Source organism: Longimicrobium sp. (assembly GCF_036280135.1).
Lineage (GTDB): Bacteria > Gemmatimonadota > Gemmatimonadetes > Longimicrobiales > Longimicrobiaceae > Longimicrobium.
Genome location: NZ_DASURI010000579.1, coordinates 1 through 16,525, shown reverse-complemented (window position 1 = coordinate 16,525; position 16,525 = coordinate 1). Strand labels below are relative to the sequence as shown.

Here is a 16,525-nt window from a genome sequence, read left to right as displayed (position 1 = left end):
GACCGAAGGATCTTGTGTCCAAACCACGGGGCCGGCTTCATGCCTGGAAGCCGGCCCCGAGTCTCGCATACAAGATCCTTCGTCGCCGCCATGGATCAAGCCCAGGCAGGCATCGCGCGGCGGCTCCTCAGGATGACGCTTTCGAGCCCGAGGTTTGGCAACACCCCCTCAGGATGACAATCGCTTGGCTGTTCAGCCAATCGTCTCGGGTTTGCCGTCCTCCAGGCCGCTGAACAGCTCGGCCGGTGCGATGCCGAGCGCCTCGGCCAGCCGCACGATGTTCACGAGCGCCACGTTGCGCTCGCCTCGCTCCGCCCCGCCGACGTACGTCCGGTCGATGCCCGCCCGGGCGGCAAGCTTCTCCTGCGACAGGCCGGCGCGCTGCCGGTGCTCGCGGACGGCCTCGCCAAAACGCTTGAGGATCTCGGCTCGGGAGAGGGCGCTCACGACGGAGACATCGTTGAGGGTAGATGGGTTTGGCCTCGTGTGAAAAATGTGAACCTTGACGACGATGTGTCCACGGACTATACGTATCTTACACCGATGCTTATAAGTATCTAACCGTACTTCGAGGTGAAGATGACGAGGATGGAGGGATCGCCCACGCGGGTGCTGGAGAGGCTCCTGGACCGGTTCGGGGTGTTCGAGGTGCTCGCTACGTCCTCGGTCACGCTCGCCCGCTGCGGGGAGGCGGACGAGCTTCCCATGGACCCGCAGGTGGCCGAGGCGGTCCTGGAGTTCGGGGAGGACCTGCGCGAGGCGGCGGCCGCGGCCGCGGAGTGGGCCGGGCGAGGGGCGCCTGTCGCGCCGCGGCCGGGTCCGCTACCATAGGCGCACGGGTACGCCGATGGAGTCCATCCGACCAATGAATTGCCGATGACGGAAAGCGGAGTGCAGGACGACGATCCCGGGGCGCCGGGCTGGGACGCCATCGACCAGGCGCTGGCGCCGTTGTACGCGGGGCAGGAGCCCCGGCACTACGGCACGCTCATCGGCTACGAGCTGGGCGGGCCGGACCCCATCCGCGGGATCAGCGCGTACCGGCGTGCGGAGCCCGTTCCGCACTGGCACTTCATCACCTACGGCTTCAGCGAGCTGTTCCAGAAGGAGGCCGAGGACCCGGAGGTGAGCGGCTGGGGGTTCGAGCTCACCATGCGCGTCACGGCCGACGCGGACGCGGACGAGCCGCCGGCCTGGGTGCTGAACTTTCTGCAGAACCTGGGGCGGTACGTCTTCGGGAGCGGCAACGTGTTCTCCGACGGTGACTACATGAACGCCAACGGGCCCATCTCGCGGGATTCCGAGACGCTGCTGCGCGCCGTCGCCTTTACGCAGGACCCGGAGCTGCCGCCCATCGACACGCCGAACGGGCGCGTGGACTTCCTGCAGGTGGTCGGGATCACGAGCGACGAGGAGTTCGCGCTGAAGCAGTGGAAGACGCGCAGCGTGCTGGAGGTCTTCCGGGAGCACCTGCCGCTCCTGGTCACGGACCTCCCTCGCGCGTCGCTGCTGGGGATCGCGGACGTGCGCGAGCGGCTGGCCGCCGGCCGGGCCGCCGAGGGCTCCAACACGGGCTTCGTCTTCGTGGACAAGCTCGCGTGGGAGGAAAAGAAGCGCCTGCTGCGGACGCCGGAGGTGCAGCTCACCATCGGCGCGCAGCAGGTGAACGAGGTGCTCGGCCTGCTGCCGTACCGGCTGCCCTTCGGGAGGGACTTTACCCTGGCCAGCCGCGAGTGCGCGATCGTCTTCGCGCCCGGGGACGGGAACCGGCACTCGGCGGAGGGGACCACGCTACGCCTGGAGCTCGCGCCCGACACGCTGACGGAGCTGCAGTCCGTCCTGGCGCCGCGCGAGGGCGAGTACCGCCTGGGCACGTTCAAGGACCTCGTGATCCAGGTCCGCAAGACGGAGATCCGGGATCCCGAGGGCAACATGATCCAGGTCATCGGCTGATGGGACCGGTCGCTCCGACGTCCTCCGCGTCACCGCGCACGTTCAGCGCGCTGAAACCCGTCATCGGGATGATCCACGTGGGCGCGCTGCCGGGGACGCCGGCCAGCCGTCTTTCGCTGCGCGAGCTGGAGGCGCGGGCCGTGGCGGAGTGCGCCGTCTACCGCGAAGCGGGCGTGCACGGGGTGATGCTGGAGAACATGCACGACGTGCCGTACCTGCGCGGCGGCGTGGGCCCGGAGATCACCGCCGCCATGACGGTGCTGTCGATGGCGGTAAAGGCGGCGAGCGGGCTGCCGTGCGGCATCCAGATCCTGGCCGGGGCCAACCACGAGGCGCTGGCCGTGGCGCACGCGGCGGGGCTGGACTGGGTGCGCGTGGAGGGCTTCGCGTTCGCGCACGTGGCCGATGAGGGAATCATCCAGTCGTCCGCGGCGTCGCTGCTGCGCTTTCGCCGGAACATCGACGCCGAGCGCGTGCAGGTGTGGGCCGACGTGAAGAAGAAGCACGCCTCGCACGCCATCACCGCCGACGTGGGGATCGGCGAGACGGCCGCGGCGGCGGAGTTCATGCGCGCGGACGCCGTGATCGTGACCGGCACGGCCACGGGCGCGTGCCCCACGGAGGGCGACGTGGCCGAGGTTCGCGCGCACTGCCGGCTGCCCGTCTACATGGGCTCCGGCGTCACGGCGGAGAACCTGCCGCGCTACTTCGCCGGCGCAGATGGCTTTATCGTGGGCTCCGCGTTCAAGGCCGGCGGCCGCTGGGATGAGGCCGTGGACGCGGCCGCCGTGGAGCGGTTCATGGCCGCGCATGTGCGGTGCGGGTGAGTGTCCCGCCGCGGTGGTGGCGATGGGCGGCTGATCAGATCCGGCTGTGGTCGATCCCGGCCGCGCGCTGCACCTCCGTCCATTGCTCCTGCAGACGCATCTCCCCCGCCCAGTACTCCAGGTACCCCCAGTCCACGACTCGGGCGCGTACACGGAGCATCCGGGCTGCGTCTTCGAGCTGGCGCGCGGACTGGCCCATTCGCGCCCACTCCATCTTCGCGATCAGCACGTCCTCGACGCTGGCGATCGGCACGTCGGCACCTTCCATCTCCACGATGGCTCGGCGCTCGAATTCCTTTCGGCTGAATGGTCGTGACTTGCGTACGATGAGGTCGACTTTCCAGCCCGTCTCCAGGTCGATGAGATTGAACTGTCCCTGGAGCCGCAGGGCCTCGAGAGCCGCGCCTTCATCCACGTAGAACTGGTCGCGCGGCAGCAGCTTGACGAACGCCTTGATCTGCTCGGTGGTGGGGGCGATGACGAAATCTACGTCCTGCGTGGCGCGCGGAGCGCCGTGGTAGGAACTCGCAAACGAGCCGGTAAGCATGCACGGGATGCCCGCTTGCTCCAGGGCGCCGAGAACGCGCCCGAAGAGGTCGCGCGTGGTCATCGCAGCGGCGGGGGCAGGGGATCGGTGCCAAAGGCGTAGCGCAGCAGCTCGCGCTTGAGCTCCCACTCCGTCCAGTCGGGGTGCTCGCTGCGCAGGCGCGCCATGGCGATCCTGCGCGTCATCTCGCTCATCTCGATGGCGAGGTTCAGCCGCTGCTCGCCCGTCATGCGGCGGTGGATCTCATCCTGGATGGCCTGGACCTCGGGGCTGGTGTCGCTCATCAGGCTCGGCGTCGGGGGGGAAGCGTGGCTCCGAGTATAGCCGAGCGGCGGGGAAGGGCGCTAGCGGTTGCGCTGGGAACGGTCCATCGTGGCGCGCATGACCCTGTCAAACCAGGAGCCGAACAGCATGGAGAGCGGGATGGTGATGAGGGCGTAGGTCAGCACGCGGGCAACAAAGCGCCAGGACAGCACGTCTCCCGCCATGGCCTCGCGCATGGCGGTCATGGCCGTCATGGCGAGCCCCATGGGGAGACCCCAGCGCAGCATGCCTCGCCTGAGGATTTCGCGCCCGTGGGCGTCGGGCATCCACGCCACCATGCGCCACGTCCAGACGCTGACGAGCAGCCACGCGACGATCCCCAACGCCAGCACGACCAACGGAACAATCTGGTCGGGCGCGACCGGCGGGCGGGACTGCGCGGCCAGCAGCACGGGCGCGAGGACCTCGCCCGCCAGCACGCCAGCGGCGGCCCCCTTCCACACGGACGACTTCACGGCCTGGAGCATTCGGATCAGCGGACGGTGTGCGGTTGCCCAATCGCGAGCCGCACCGTACGACACCGGATGTTTTCGAGTTTCGCGCGCTGCCGATTCGCAAGCGAGTCGGCCGGGGCTGCCCGCGGGGTGGCCCCGGTTTTTCGTGGGATGCGCATCCACCGAACGTCGATCGGCAGATTGCAACCCGATGGCCCCATGATCCGCGACCTGTTCAGCACGGCGCTGGTTCGCGCGCTGGCCGCGCACACGCCGCGGCCCGTTCCCACGTATTTGCTGCCGCCGCCGCCCACGGTGCCGCGCACGCTGCCGGCCACCGTGCGGGCGAACGGCCTGCGCATCGAGTACGACGCGTTCGGCCGGCCAGGCGACCCCGTGCTGCTGCTGGTGATGGGGCTGGCGGGGCAGCTGGTGGCGTGGGACGAGGAGTTCTGCGCGCGGCTGGCGGGATGCGGGCTGCGCGTCATCCGGTTCGACAACCGCGACATGGGCCGCTCCACGTGGTTCGACGACGCGCCCGTGCCCAGCCTGTTCGCCGTCATCCGGGCCGCGCGGCGCAGGCTGCCCGTGGAGGTGCCGTACCGCGTGCCCGACATGGCCGCCGACGCGCTGGGGCTGATGGATGCGCTGGGCATCGACGCCGCGCACGTGCTGGGCATCTCCATGGGCGGGATGATCGCGCAGCAGATGGCCATCGACGCGCCTCACCGCGTGCGGACGCTCACGTCCATCATGTCGCACACGGGCGAGCCGGACCTGCCGCATCCGCACTGGCGCGCCTCCGCCGCGCTGATGGCGCCCGCGCCGCGCGACCGCGAGCAGGCCATGCGCCGCGCCGTGGACGCGTGGCGGGTGATGAACGGCCCCGCCATGGCCGTGGACCTGGCGCGCACGCGGCACATGGCGGAGCTGGCGTACGACCGCGGCCGCAACCCGCGCGGTGTGATCCGCCAGCTGGCCGGCATCATCGCCAGCCCCAGCCGCGCGGAGGGGCTGCGCCGGCTGCGCGTGCCCACGCTGGTCATCCACGGCGACCACGATCCGCTCGTGCCGCCGGAGGGCGGACGCCGCACGGCCGCGCTCGTCCCCGGCGCGGCGCTGGAGATCATCCCGAACATGGGCCACGCGCTCCCGCCGCCCCTGTGGGAGCGGATGATCGACCGCATCGCCCGCCACGCCGCGAACGGCTGATCCGTCAGATGCCCATCATCACGTCCCACCAGGAGTAGTGGTAGCGGTACTCCAGGGGAAACGTCGTGTCGATGACGTGCACGCGCCCGTCCAGCTCGTACTCCAGGCGGATGCGCTCCTGGAGCCGGCGCGAGCGCGGTGGCCGGTAGACGTGGCTGAACGTCTCCACGCACCCGGACGTCTGCCGCGCGCAGGAGCCGATGCTGGAGCGTGACTCGCTGGGCTCCAGCCGCTTGCCGCGAACGGTGCGGTGCTCCAGCCGTACGCTCCCGGGCCGCACGCGCAGCCGCCGCGACGGGCTGTCGTACTGCACGGTGATGCGCGACTCGCGGAAATCCTTGAACGGCTCCTGCGCCAAGTGCTGCACCTCGATCTCCACGCCCCCGCCGGAGGTCCCGTCCGCGCGGTACAGCGTCGTGTAGAACTGGTAGGGATGGTCCTCCGTCCCGGCGTAGCGGGATGGATAGCGCACGCCGGGATGGTCCGCGCGCACGCCATCGTCGTAGTACATGCAGCGCGACAGCAGCAGCGACACCACAACCAGGATGGCGATGACGGACAGGCGCCGCGCCCTGCGCCTGCGCTCGTCGTGCCCGGTGAACTGGAGTTTGCGCTGCTGCAACGGATCGGGCGGATGTGGGACGAAGGCAATGGCGTGGATCCGCCGGAATCTGCTGATGCGCCGTGGTGATCACCAGTGGGAGGCGTCAACCCGATTGGCGGCGGATTGAAACGAGCGCGGCCCCGTGGATCGTCCAGGGGGCCGCAATCGTGTCGGGATCTCGGACGTGGATACGAGGACGCGGATACGAGGACGTGGATCTCAGTCGCGGGAAGCCGCGAGCCGCGCCTCGATGGCCGTGAGGAGGACAGGGACGGCGGAGCGCGCCCGCGCCAGGTCCTGCAGCACGTCGCGCCGGGTCAACGGCTGCGCGCCGCCAGGGACGCGCGGCGGGTAGCGGTGATAGACCGCGTAGCGGGTGAGGCTCGAAACGTCGCCCACGCGGTCGGCCGTTTGCCGGTCCAGCCTGCCGACCTGTTCGATCAGCCGGCCCAGGCTGTGTTGATCTTCCGGCTGGACACCGAACGCGGTGAGGAGTGCCTTGAGGAGCTTTTCGATGGCCTGCTGCGCGTGGAACCCGATCTGGGCAACGCCACGCAGATCCGGAGCGGCCGCGCCCATCTCGGCCCAGGCGAGGTCGTCCCGTGCGGACTCAACCCATTCGCCTACCAGTGCTTCGCGAACTTCTGCCGGGGTTCGCATAGAGCAGGATGCCGTGGCGGTCAGCGGGATAGGCGACGGTACCGGCAACAGGCCGGGATTCCTCGAACTCCGTGGCCCCAAACACCTGCACGTCCACCGGGCGCTCGAACCCGTTGAACAGGTCGGAAAGGTGCAGGCTCGTCGCCGCCCAGTCCGTCACCGGGTCCTGAAGCACCACCAGGATGTCGTAGTCGCTGGACGGGCGGGGCCGGCCCGTCACCCGTGATCCGTAAAAGAAGATCCGCTCCACTGAACCGCCGGCCGCCTCGAGGATCCTGTCCCTGATGCGCTCCGCCGTCCGCAGGTCCTGTTCTGTAGGCATACGCATTGTCCCACCAGTGTTCATGCCGTCCAATATGCCCGGATCACGAAGTCCGGTCAACCGCTGCCCGATCCGGCATGCGGCGCATCACGAGCCAGGCGAGGGTGGTAATGACGAGGACACCGGGAATGGTGAAGACCATCAGCAGGGCCAGCGTGATCGCCCAACTCAGCGCAACCAGCATGTCCGCGAGCGTCTCCCCGATCGGCACGGCGGCCTTTTCCAGGTCGGGGGACAGCTGAACGACACGCTCCGTCGTGCGGTACTGCGCCCAGCTGGAGTCCATCTCCATGCGGACGAGCGTGTCGCCCGGCGCGACCTCCGTGCGCGTCATCGCGAGCCTGGGCGACGTCGCGCTGTCCGCCACCGGGGCGGCGGACGCGGAAGCCTGCTGGATGGAATCCGCCGACAGCAGCCACGGCGAGGAATCCGTATCCCAGGCGAGATCGTTGGGATCCGCCCACTCCCAGCCCATCAGCGACGGCAGGACGGCGAGCACCAGCACCTGCAGCGCCGCGCCGATCAGCCACATCAGGGCGATGCGGCGGGGCGGCCACTCGCGAAAGCGCATCCGCCGCCTGGGAAAATCGTCCGGCTCCATCATGCGTCGCGTCGGCGGTGATCCTGGGCGGGTGTCGCTATCGATGGAGGGAAGGGAAAGGAGGCGCGGCGGATGGGAGGATCGCCGATCCGCCGGACGGTCGTGCTCCGGCGGATCCGGATCGGGCGCTACTGCTGCACCTGGGTGCCGCGCTTGGGGCGCACGGCCTCGATGGGCTGGCGCGGGTTGGGGCGGGGCCGGGGACGCGGGCGGCGGAAGCGCAGCGAATCATCCCGGCGCAGCACGCTGTCCTCGTTGATGGGCAGCTGCACGGGGATGGGCCCCGCGGCGGGCGGCGGGGGCACGGCGCCCGGCGGAACCCCCGCGCCCGGAGGCACGGCCCCCGGCGGCACGCCCGCGCCGGGAGGCGGCGTTCCGCCCGGCAGGGGCCGCGAGCCGGCCACGCTGTCCACGCGAAACGCGATCTGCTCCCACGTCTGCGCCAGCGTCTCCGGCTGCCGCGCGTACGCGATGACAAAGGCGCGCATCTGGCGGTCCGTGACGCCCGCCTTTTTGAGCGCGGCCTCGCGCTCCGCCTGCGTGGCCGTCTCGGGCAGCAGGCGCACGGCCACGTTGGCGGCCACGAACCGGTCGCGCGGGATCACGCCGGCGGGCGTCTCGGGCGTTTGCTTGCACGCGGCCAGGGCGAGCGCCGCGAGGGAAACGAGCAGGGTGCGTGGCTTCACGTTGGGCGGGACTGCGGGTAAGGCGCTGCGGCGCATCGACCTCCATCCATCGGCGATCCTCGCGTGCGCGCGGCGCCATCGGGCAATGGAGCGTACCCGCCTCGCGCGCGCGTGTCAAGCCGTGCGTTGCGCCGGGTGCGGCGGCCGGATAGCTTCGGTGCGGCTTTTTTCGCACTTCGCCATCCACCTCCCGCATCCACCGGAATGGCATTCACCGTCCGCGCGCGCGTGCGCGCCGCCGCGCTCGCCGCCCTGCTCGCCGCGCCGGCGCTGCAGGCCCAGGCCGTGCCCTCGCCCGCCGAGGTGCTGGGCTACGAGTTGGGCGAGCGCTTTACCCCCTATGCCGGCGTGCAGCGCTACAGCCGCGCCCTGGCCGACGCCTCGCCCATGGTGGACTACCGGGCGTACGGCACCACGGCCGAGGGGCGCGAGCTGTTCCAGCTCGTCATCGCCACGCCGCAGAACCTGCAGCGGCTCAACGACATCCTGGCCGCCAACGCCGAGCTGGCCCGCGGCGCCTCGGCCGAGCGGGCGCGGCAGATCGCGGCCAGCAACCCGGCCGTGGTCTACTTCAGCTACGGCGTGCACGGCAACGAGAGCTCGTCGTCCGAGGCCGCGCTGTACACGGCGTGGGACCTGGCGCGGGGCGCGCCGGAGGTGGCCGGGGTGCTGGACAACCTCGTCGTCATCATGGACCCCGTGACCAACCCCGACGGGCGCGACCGCTACGTCAACTGGTTCACCTCGGTGGTGGGCGGGCAGCCGAACGTCAATCCGCAGGCGCGCGAGCACCGCGAGCCGTGGCCGGGCGGCCGCTTCAACCACTACCTGTTCGACCTGAACCGCGACTGGAGCTGGGCCACGCAGCCCGAGACGCAGGCGCGGCTAGCCACGTGGTGGCAGTGGAACCCGCAGGTGCACGTGGACTTCCACGAGATGTTCTACAACAGCAGCTACTTCTTCTTTCCGGCGTCGGCGCCCATCAACCCCATCTACCCGGAGCACATCCTGGCGTGGGGACGGCGATTCGGGCAGGGCAACGCGCGGGCGTTCGACCAGCAGGGCTGGGCGTACTACACGGGCGAGGCGTTCGACCTGTTCTACCCCGGCTACGGCGACTCGTGGCCCAGCCTCACGGGCGCCGTGGGGATGACGTACGAGCAGGCGGGCCACGGCGCGGCCGGCCTGGCCATCCAGCAGCAGAGCGGCGACACGCTCACCCTGCACGACCGCGCGCAGCACCACCGCACGACGGGGCAGGCCACCCTGCGCACGGCCGCTGCCGGCAAGGCGGAGCTGCTGATGGACTACGCCGAGGCCGCCCGCACGGCGGGGCAGGGCGAGGCGGACTTCCTGCTCGTTCCCGGCAGCGACCCCACGCGCGTGGAGGCCCTCGTGGCGCACCTGCGCCGGCAGGGGATCGAGGTGGAGCGCGCCTCCGGCGGGTTCAGCGCGCGGGCCACGGCGTACCCGGGCTACGAGTCGCGGGGCCAGTTCCCCGCGGGCACCTACCGCGTGCGCGCCCGGCAGCCCCTGGGGCGCCTGGCCGTGACGCTGCTGCAGCAGGAGACGGAGCTCAAGGCGGAGTACTCGTACGACGTGAGCGCGTGGTCGCTGCCGTACGCGTACGGCGTGGCGGCGTACCGCGTGGCCGCGGGCGTGGGCGGCGGATGGAGCCCCGTGCAGACGGTCGGCCGTCCCGCGGGGCTCGCGGCGCCGGCGCCCGGCGTGGGCTACCTGGTGGCCCCGGGCGACGCGGCGTCCGCGCCCATGATCCGCTTTCTGCAGGCCGGCGGGCGGGCGCGCATCCTGGGCCGCCCGTCCACCTTTGGCGGCGTGCGCTGGCCGGCGGGGACGTGGTACATCCCCGCGGCGGGGAACGACACGGTGCAGGGCCGGGTGACGGCGTCCGGCCTGGGCGGCCTCGTGCGTCCCGTGGCGTCGGGGATGGCGGAGAGCGGCATCGACCTAGGCAGCGAGAACGTGGCGCAGGCGCGGCTGCCGCGCGTGGCGCTCGTCTCGGGCGAGGGCGTGTCGGCCACGTCGTTCGGCGCGCATTGGTTCTACCTGGAGCGGCAGCTGGGGATGCCGTTCGACGCCGTGATGACGACGGACCTGGCGGGGATGGACCTGGACGAGTATGACGTGATCGTGCTGCCCGACGCCTCGCCGCGCGCCCTGCGCGGGGCCGAGGACGCGCTGAAGCGGTGGATCCAGGGCGGCGGCCGTCTCGTGGCCGTGGCCGGCGGCGCCGAGGCGGCGGCCGGGATGGCCGAGGTCAAGGTGCGCGAGGGCGCCCAGGGCGACAGCGCGGCCAACGCGCGCTCGCGCTGGCTGGCGGGCCGCGAGGAGCGGCAGCGGCAGGAGTGGAGGCAGGAGGTGCCCGGCGCCATCTTCCCCCTGCGGCTGGACCCGGCGCACCCGCTGGCGTTCGGCGCGGGGCTGGAGGGCCGCCCCGGCGAGACGTTCGTGCTGCACGGCGGATCCACGGTGTTCGAGCCCGGCGAGGGCGTGGAGACGGTGGCGTACTTCCCGGAGCGCCTGGAGCGCCTGGCCGGCGTCATCAGCCCGCAGCAGGTGCGGCGGCTGGAGCAGGGCAGCTGGCTGGTGACGAAGCGGATGGGGCAGGGCAGCGTGGTGCTCTTCGCGGACGACCCGCTCTTCCGCCTGTTCTGGAAGGCCACCGAGCCGCTGTACGTGAACGCCATCCTGCTGGGTCCGTGAGGTGAGCGAAACCGGATGAGGTCGAAGCGCCCCGGAGCCTGGATGGTTCCGGGGCGCTGTCGTTTACGGCAACTGCATTCTCACGCAGAGGGAGCAGAGGCAGCAGAGTACCCCGGTTTCGCGCGGAAATGGGGTACTCTGCTGCCTCTGCTCCCTCTGCGTGAAAAGCAGTTTTCTGTCTTGTCTCCGCGCGGGGGTTGATGCTTCATCTGTTTGCGATATACTTGTCGGCTCCTCGGGGCCCGGCGAAGCGTGACGTCGCCCGCCCCCCGCGTTTCTCCCGAAGTCGAACGGTGTTGATGGACATTGCGTTGATCGGGTGAGGTTGCAGCCTCCGGGAGGCTCCCTCCATCCCACGCGCCCCCGCGGCGCACGCCGCGCCTGACGGCGCGGTCCTCCCGGGCAACCATTTTTCCTGCTCAACGATCTCCGCCCCGCGGACGAGCGCGCTTGCTCGTGCGCACGGGGGCGGGGCAGCACCGGTTCGGCACCTGATGTCTACCCTTTCGGAAACACCGTCCGCCCCGCAGGCGGAGGGTTCGCACGGCTTCTGGCGCTCCGTGGGCCAGGCGCTTCGCGGCACGGAGCACGACTACACGTCGGGGCCCGTGGGCCGCGCCATCCTGCTGCTCTCCATCCCCATGGTGCTGGAGATGGCCATGGAGAGCGTGTTCGCCGTCGTCGACATCTTCTTCGTCTCGCGCCTGGGCGCGGACGCGGTGGCGGCGGTGGGGCTCACGGAATCGCTGCTCACCATCGTCTACGCCCTGGCCATGGGGCTGGGCATCGGCGCCACGGCGCTGGTGGCCCGGCGCATCGGCGAAAAGGACGGCGAGGGCGCGGCGCACGCGGCCGTGCAGGCCATCCTCCTGGCCCTCGCCGTCTCCGCCGTCCTGGGCGTGGCCGGCTCGCTGCTGGCGCCGCGGCTGCTGGCCCTGATGGGCGCGTCGCCGCAGGTGATCGGCTTGGGGCTGGGCTACGCGCGCATCATGCTGGGCGGCGAGGCGGCCATCATCGTCCTGTTCGTCGTCAACGCCATCTTCCGCGGCGCGGGCGACGCGGCCATCGCCATGCGCGTGCTGTGGCTGGCCAACCTCATCAACATGGTCCTGGGACCGTGCCTCATCTTCGGCCTCGGACCGTTCCCGCGGCTGGGCGTGACGGGCGCGGCCATCGCCACGACGACGGGACGCAGCGTGGGCGCGCTGTTCGCCCTGTGGCGGCTTACGCGCTCGGACGGGCGCATCCCCGTCACGCGGCGGCACCTGGCGCTGGATGTGAAGGTGATGGGGCAGATCGTCCGGCTGGCGGGATCGGCGACGGTGCAGATGCTCATCGGCACGGCCAGCTGGACGGCCCTGGCGCGCATCCTGGCCGTGTTCGGCAGCCCCGTGCTGGCGGGCTACACCGTGGCCATGCGGGTGATCGTGTTCGCCATTCTGCCCAGCGCGGGGATGAGCAACGCGGCCGCCACCATGGTGGGCCAGGCGCTGGGCGCGTCCAAGCCGGAGCGCGCGGAACAGGCTGTGTGGAAGGCGTGCATCTACAACCTTGTCTTCCTGGGCGTCGTCGGCGTGCTGTTCGTGCTGCTGGCGCGGCCTATCGTCGGCCTGTTCTCCCAGGATCCCGAGGTCCTGCGCTACGGCGCCACGGCGCTGCGGGTGGTGGCGCTGGGGTTCCCGCTGTACGCGTTCGGCATGGTGCTCACCCAGGCGTTCAACGGCGCGGGCGACACGTGGACGCCCACGTGGATCAACCTGGCCGTGTTCTGGGCCTTCGAGATCCCGCTGGCGTACGTGCTGTCCAACACGCTGGGGATGGGCCCCGTGGGCGCGTTCTGGGCCATCACCATCGCGTTTTCGTCGCTGGCGGTGGTGAGCTGGCTCATCTTTCGCCGCGGCCGGTGGAAGACCAAGCTGGTGTAGTGGATCGGGGTCCGCGCCGCCTGGCGCGGATCCCGTTTGCCGTTTCTCGCCCGCGCTGTCATTGTGAGGCGCTGACGTGCTGATGCGGTCCTCGAGGCAGAAGAACGCGCGTCGGCCTGCACGTGCAGAGGAGATGAGTGATGGATCGTGAGCTCGCGCTCCGCGTCGTCGTGCTGCGGCCGATGGCGGGTGTCGCCTACCGCGTGCAGCGCGGAAAGGACGAGCTGCTGGAGCCGGCGCGGACGCCGGCGGACGCGCTCGTCTTCGACTTCACCGCCCGCGTGGGCGGATCGCGGGCGGACGCCGCGCCCAACTTCCTGGGCCCGTACGCGCAGGGGCCCAGGGGCGACCGCTTCGTCTACGTGAACACGGGGGTGTCGGCGGGGCAGATGGGCTCGCCCTGGCGCCGCCGCGCCAAGGTGCGGCTGTCGGGCGTGGGCTGGGACCTCGTGGAGCAGGCGATGGCCGCGCCGGGGGCCGTCCTCCAGGCGCGCATCGAGGGGACGGGCGCGGATGGCACGCCCGCCTGCGCGAGCGTGCCCCTGCTGGACGGCGGCTGGACCCTCGCGCCCGCGGGCGAAACCATCCCGTGACGTGTTCGGGCGCGGATCGTCGTGCGGGGACGGGATCTTGACCCGCGGCCGCGCGCGCCGATGTCCCGCGCACCGGCGGATGCCATGCGCCCGCGCTTCATCCTCTTCCTCCTGATCCCCGCGCCGGGATGCTGAACGGACAAACGCCCATCGTCATCGCCCACCGCGGCGCCAGCGGATACCGGCCGGAGCACACCATCGAGTCGTACCGGCTGGCCATCGAGATGGGCGCGGACTTCATCGAGCCGGACCTGGTGTCCACGCGCGACGGCGTGCTCATCGCCCGGCACGAGAACGAGATCAGCGGCACGACGGACGTGTCGGAGCGCGCCGAGTTCATCAACCGGCGGACGACCCGGGAGATCGACGGCGTGCCCGTGACGGGGTGGTTCACGGAGGACTTTACCCTGGCGGAGATCCGGACCCTGCGCGCCCGCGAGCGCCTGCCGGAGCTGCGGCCCGTCTCGGCCGCGTTCGACCAGCAGTTCCAGGTACCCACGCTGGACGAGATCATCGCGTTCGCCAAGGCGGAATCCGCCGCGCGGGGACGGACGATCGGCATCTACCCCGAGACCAAGCACCCCACCTACTTCCAGTCCATCGGCCTGCCGCTGGAGCCCGGACTGCTGCGGGCCCTGGCGCGCGCGGGGTGGACGACGGCGGACGCGCCGGTCTTCATCCAGTCGTTCGAGACGGAGAACCTGCGGATGCTGCGCGGCCAAACGGGCGTGCGCCTGGTGCAGCTGATGGAGCACACGGGCGCGCCGTACGACCTCGTCGCGCGCGGCGATGCCCGCACCTATGCGGACATGGCCACGCCCGCCGGCCTGGCGCAGATCGCCACCTACGCCGACGCCATCGGCCCGCACAAGGGGCTCGTGATCCCGCGCGACGAGGACGGGCACCTGCTGCCGCCGTCGCTCCTGGTGGCGGACGCGCACGCGGCGGGGCTGGGGGTGCACCCGTGGACGTTTCGCAACGAGAACGTCTTTCTCCCCACGGACTTCCAGATCGCCGCGGCGGACCCGGCGGCGTTCCAGCGCACGCACGGCGACGCCCGCGCGGAACTGGCCGCGTTCTTCGCGGCCGGCGTGGACGGCCTGTTCGCCGACTACCCCGACGTGGCCCTCGCCGCCCGCGCGTCCATGCGGTGACGCAAAGGCGCGATCCGGATGCGCCAGGCGCGGCACTTTGTTTACTTGCCCCTTGCCGCCCGGCGGGGGCTCGATGATCTTTGGGGGCCACGCTTCGGCTGCAACAATCCGCTTGACGTGTCGCTCTTGGAAGAAAGGACCCGCTGATGCCAGATACGAGCTATTCACCGTTGCCACGCGAGGAACTGGACGTCCTTCTTGCCGCCGATGAGCAAGAGACCGCCCGGACGTGGAATGACCTCACGGTTGGGCTCAGCACGCTCCTTCACCTTTGGACCGCGACGTATCCACGGCCGCTCATCCCGGAAGCCACCGCCCGGCAGATGATCCCCGAGGCGCTCCAGGCGCTGCGGGACACGCCGTTCTACCCGCGTGCCCTTCACAACGCGCGGGTGGTGGAGGAGATCGAGCGGCAGTTCCGGGAGCACGGACCTCGCCTGGAGCTGTACCGGGCCGTTGACGACTGCATCGAGACGATGCTCGAGGAGTGGATGGCGATCGAGCACTACCCGGATCCCCCGCCTGCGTTGACCTCGCGGGAGCCTGCCCCGCGTGTCGAGCCGTGGCGCTTCGTGGGAGCGCGCTGAGAGATGAGAACGACGAGGCCCCGCCGGGCGTGCCGGCGGGGCCTCGCCGCATCAGGTGAGCGGCGCCGTCAGACGATGCCGGGGCAGAAGCAGCAGCCGTTGGTGCAGCTGGCGCCCGCGGGGTCGCCGCCGCGGACGATGCAGGCGTCCTGGCACTTGGCCAGGTTGCCGCACGAGCCAATGGACGTGAGCGGGCAGGGGCGCGCCTCCGCCAGTGCCGCCGAGGCGCCAAAGGCCAGCGCCCCCAGCACGGCCACTCCCGCCAGCGGGGTACGGATGCGATCGAGCAGCGTACGCATGGGATCTCCTCCGTTCAGCAGGTGAATGGGGCCGATCAGGACCACAGGCACCAGCAGCAGCCGCTGATGCAGTGGCCCGTTTCGGCCCCCTGGACGCCACGGCAGTACGTGGCGCATTGGTCCGTGCTGGTGCACGAGCCGCTGGCGTACGTGTCCAGGCACGCGGCGGCCGGGTTCACGTCCGCGCGCAGCGTCGCCGCGCCGAACGCCAACGCCGCGCCCACGCCGCCGGCGAACACGGCCGTACGAAGTCTCCGCAGGGTCATCCGCCTGCCTCCGTGCCGGGCGTGAAACGAGTGCCGGCCCTCCTCGGTCCGGCGCCATCTCGGGCTACAGCTTCTGGCAGGTGCAGCAGTACGTGCGCGTGTCGCAGACGGGAATGAGCCCGTTGGACAGGCGGTTGCAGATCCGCCGGCACTCCGACGTGCTGGTGCAGGTGCCCTGCGCCGTGGGATCCGTGCACGTCTGCGGGGTGAACGGCGACGCCACGGCCGTCCGCGCGCCGAACGCCAGCGCGGTCGTCACCCCGGCGGCGAACAGCGCCCCGCGCACCCTGTCGATCATCGTTCGCATACGGGTTCTCCGTGCAAAGGGTGCCGCCCCGCGGACGAGCGCGTCCGCGGGGCGTCCGTCATCCGGCCGGTCCGGGCGATCAGATGCAGCCGCAGGTGCCGCCGCTGTAGTAGCCCGCCATGCCGTAGGCGCCGCAGCAGTCCGTGCACGATTCGCTGTCGCGGGCAAAGGGGCAGATGCCCTCGGCCTTGGCCCGGCCCGGCTGCGCCGTCGCGGATGCCACGCCGTAGCCCATCGTCGAGAGGACGGCGGCCGCGAACAGCAGGGTGGAAATGCGCTTCATGAGACGCTCCTCAGTGGATGTGAATGCCGGATTGCCTTGTCGACAATGTAAATCGGCGGGTAAGGGTAGACAAGCTTCTTCCGCCGTGATGGCCGGAGTCGGTCCGCACGCGCCGCTCGGGGTAGATCCGAGGCGTTGGAAGCGCCTGCCGGATAAAGCGCGAGGGCTGTCCGGATGGCAGGCCATGGGCGGTACGGAACTTGTTTTTGCCAGGGGC

At 70.9% G+C, this 16,525-nt stretch carries 22 protein-coding genes; 9 read left to right on the top strand and 13 right to left on the bottom strand.

Annotation, left to right across the window (positions count from 1 at the left end):
- Positions 1–192 precede the first annotated feature (192 nt).
- Entirely contained in the window at positions 193–447 is a 255-nt protein-coding gene (locus VFZ20_RS18705; protein WP_329685449.1) for a helix-turn-helix transcriptional regulator, read from the bottom strand.
- A gap of 126 nt (positions 448–573) precedes the next feature.
- On the opposite strand from VFZ20_RS18705, the gene VFZ20_RS18700 reads away from it, so the two are divergent.
- The 3 genes from VFZ20_RS18700 to VFZ20_RS18690 are packed head-to-tail and all read left to right on the top strand — an operon-like array spanning position 574 to position 2,780.
- Complete coding sequence (locus VFZ20_RS18700; protein WP_329685448.1) at positions 574–831, top strand: hypothetical protein; 258 nt, start codon at positions 574–576, stop codon at positions 829–831.
- 45 nt (positions 832–876) lie between these two features.
- Entirely contained in the window at positions 877–1,953 is a 1,077-nt protein-coding gene (locus tag VFZ20_RS18695; protein WP_329685447.1) for a suppressor of fused domain protein, read from the top strand.
- Positions 1,953–2,780, top strand: a complete 828-nt coding sequence (locus VFZ20_RS18690; RefSeq protein ID WP_329685446.1) for a BtpA/SgcQ family protein — start codon at positions 1,953–1,955, stop codon at positions 2,778–2,780. The genes VFZ20_RS18695 and VFZ20_RS18690 overlap by 1 nt, the downstream gene beginning before the upstream one ends.
- A gap of 34 nt (positions 2,781–2,814) precedes the next feature.
- Here the strand turns inward: VFZ20_RS18690 and VFZ20_RS18685 are convergent, their stop codons facing one another.
- From VFZ20_RS18685 to VFZ20_RS18675, 3 genes are read right to left on the bottom strand one after another with little or no spacing between them, the layout of a single operon-like run.
- Positions 2,815–3,390: a nucleotidyl transferase AbiEii/AbiGii toxin family protein gene (locus VFZ20_RS18685; RefSeq protein WP_329685445.1), complete on the bottom strand. Its 576-nt coding sequence runs from the start codon at positions 3,388–3,390 to the stop codon at positions 2,815–2,817.
- Complete coding sequence (locus VFZ20_RS18680) at positions 3,387–3,611, bottom strand: hypothetical protein (RefSeq protein ID WP_329685444.1); 225 nt, start codon at positions 3,609–3,611, stop codon at positions 3,387–3,389. Before VFZ20_RS18680 ends, VFZ20_RS18685 begins: the two co-directional genes overlap by 4 nt.
- Before the next feature lie 60 nt (positions 3,612–3,671).
- Complete coding sequence (locus VFZ20_RS18675; RefSeq protein WP_329685443.1) at positions 3,672–4,118, bottom strand: hypothetical protein; 447 nt, start codon at positions 4,116–4,118, stop codon at positions 3,672–3,674.
- Positions 4,119–4,304: 186 nt separating this feature from the next.
- Here VFZ20_RS18675 and VFZ20_RS18670 point away from each other — a divergent pair, with 186 nt between their 5' ends.
- Entirely contained in the window at positions 4,305–5,297 is a 993-nt protein-coding gene (locus VFZ20_RS18670) for an alpha/beta hydrolase (protein ID WP_329685442.1), read from the top strand.
- Between the two features lie 4 nt (positions 5,298–5,301).
- On the opposite strand, the gene VFZ20_RS18665 is transcribed toward VFZ20_RS18670, so the two are convergent.
- From VFZ20_RS18665 to VFZ20_RS18645, 5 genes are all read right to left on the bottom strand, one after another.
- On the bottom strand, positions 5,302–5,919 hold the full coding sequence (locus VFZ20_RS18665; RefSeq protein WP_329685441.1) for a hypothetical protein: 618 nt from the start codon (positions 5,917–5,919) through the stop codon (positions 5,302–5,304).
- A 201-nt stretch (positions 5,920–6,120) separates the two neighbouring features.
- On the bottom strand, positions 6,121–6,480 hold the full coding sequence (locus VFZ20_RS18660) for a HEPN domain-containing protein (RefSeq protein WP_329685440.1): 360 nt from the start codon (positions 6,478–6,480) through the stop codon (positions 6,121–6,123).
- 31 nt (positions 6,481–6,511) lie between these two features.
- On the bottom strand, positions 6,512–6,883 hold the full coding sequence (locus VFZ20_RS18655; RefSeq protein ID WP_329685439.1) for a nucleotidyltransferase domain-containing protein: 372 nt from the start codon (positions 6,881–6,883) through the stop codon (positions 6,512–6,514).
- A gap of 43 nt (positions 6,884–6,926) precedes the next feature.
- Positions 6,927–7,454, bottom strand: a complete 528-nt coding sequence (locus VFZ20_RS18650) for a hypothetical protein (protein WP_329685438.1) — start codon at positions 7,452–7,454, stop codon at positions 6,927–6,929.
- 158 nt (positions 7,455–7,612) lie between these two features.
- Complete coding sequence (locus VFZ20_RS18645; protein ID WP_329685437.1) at positions 7,613–8,170, bottom strand: hypothetical protein; 558 nt, start codon at positions 8,168–8,170, stop codon at positions 7,613–7,615.
- A gap of 204 nt (positions 8,171–8,374) precedes the next feature.
- Here VFZ20_RS18645 and VFZ20_RS18640 point away from each other — a divergent pair, with 204 nt between their 5' ends.
- From VFZ20_RS18640 to VFZ20_RS18620, 5 genes are all read left to right on the top strand, one after another.
- Complete coding sequence (locus tag VFZ20_RS18640) at positions 8,375–10,894, top strand: M14 family metallopeptidase (RefSeq protein ID WP_329685436.1); 2,520 nt, start codon at positions 8,375–8,377, stop codon at positions 10,892–10,894.
- Positions 10,895–11,388: 494 nt separating this feature from the next.
- Entirely contained in the window at positions 11,389–12,819 is a 1,431-nt protein-coding gene (locus tag VFZ20_RS18635) for an MATE family efflux transporter (protein WP_329685435.1), read from the top strand.
- Between the two features lie 140 nt (positions 12,820–12,959).
- The gene (locus VFZ20_RS18630) at positions 12,960–13,412 is read left to right on the top strand and encodes a DUF5990 family protein (RefSeq protein WP_329685434.1); all 453 of its coding nucleotides are present in this window, start codon (positions 12,960–12,962) and stop codon (positions 13,410–13,412) included.
- A gap of 128 nt (positions 13,413–13,540) precedes the next feature.
- Entirely contained in the window at positions 13,541–14,566 is a 1,026-nt protein-coding gene (locus tag VFZ20_RS18625) for a glycerophosphodiester phosphodiesterase (RefSeq protein WP_329685433.1), read from the top strand.
- Positions 14,567–14,712: 146 nt separating this feature from the next.
- The gene (locus tag VFZ20_RS18620) at positions 14,713–15,153 is read left to right on the top strand and encodes a hypothetical protein (protein ID WP_329685432.1); all 441 of its coding nucleotides are present in this window, start codon (positions 14,713–14,715) and stop codon (positions 15,151–15,153) included.
- A 68-nt stretch (positions 15,154–15,221) separates the two neighbouring features.
- Here the strand turns inward: VFZ20_RS18620 and VFZ20_RS18615 are convergent, their stop codons facing one another.
- From VFZ20_RS18615 to VFZ20_RS18600, 4 genes are all read right to left on the bottom strand, one after another.
- Complete coding sequence (locus VFZ20_RS18615) at positions 15,222–15,452, bottom strand: hypothetical protein (RefSeq protein ID WP_329685431.1); 231 nt, start codon at positions 15,450–15,452, stop codon at positions 15,222–15,224.
- A gap of 35 nt (positions 15,453–15,487) precedes the next feature.
- Positions 15,488–15,718 (bottom strand): hypothetical protein, encoded by a 231-nt coding sequence (locus VFZ20_RS18610; RefSeq protein WP_329685430.1) that lies wholly within the window; start codon positions 15,716–15,718, stop codon positions 15,488–15,490.
- A gap of 64 nt (positions 15,719–15,782) precedes the next feature.
- Positions 15,783–16,025 (bottom strand): hypothetical protein, encoded by a 243-nt coding sequence (locus VFZ20_RS18605; protein ID WP_329685429.1) that lies wholly within the window; start codon positions 16,023–16,025, stop codon positions 15,783–15,785.
- 79 nt (positions 16,026–16,104) lie between these two features.
- Positions 16,105–16,308 carry a hypothetical protein gene (locus VFZ20_RS18600; protein ID WP_329685428.1) on the bottom strand — a complete coding sequence of 68 codons (204 nt, stop codon included), beginning with the start codon at positions 16,306–16,308 and terminating at the stop codon, positions 16,105–16,107.
- Positions 16,309–16,525: the final 217 nt, after the last annotated feature.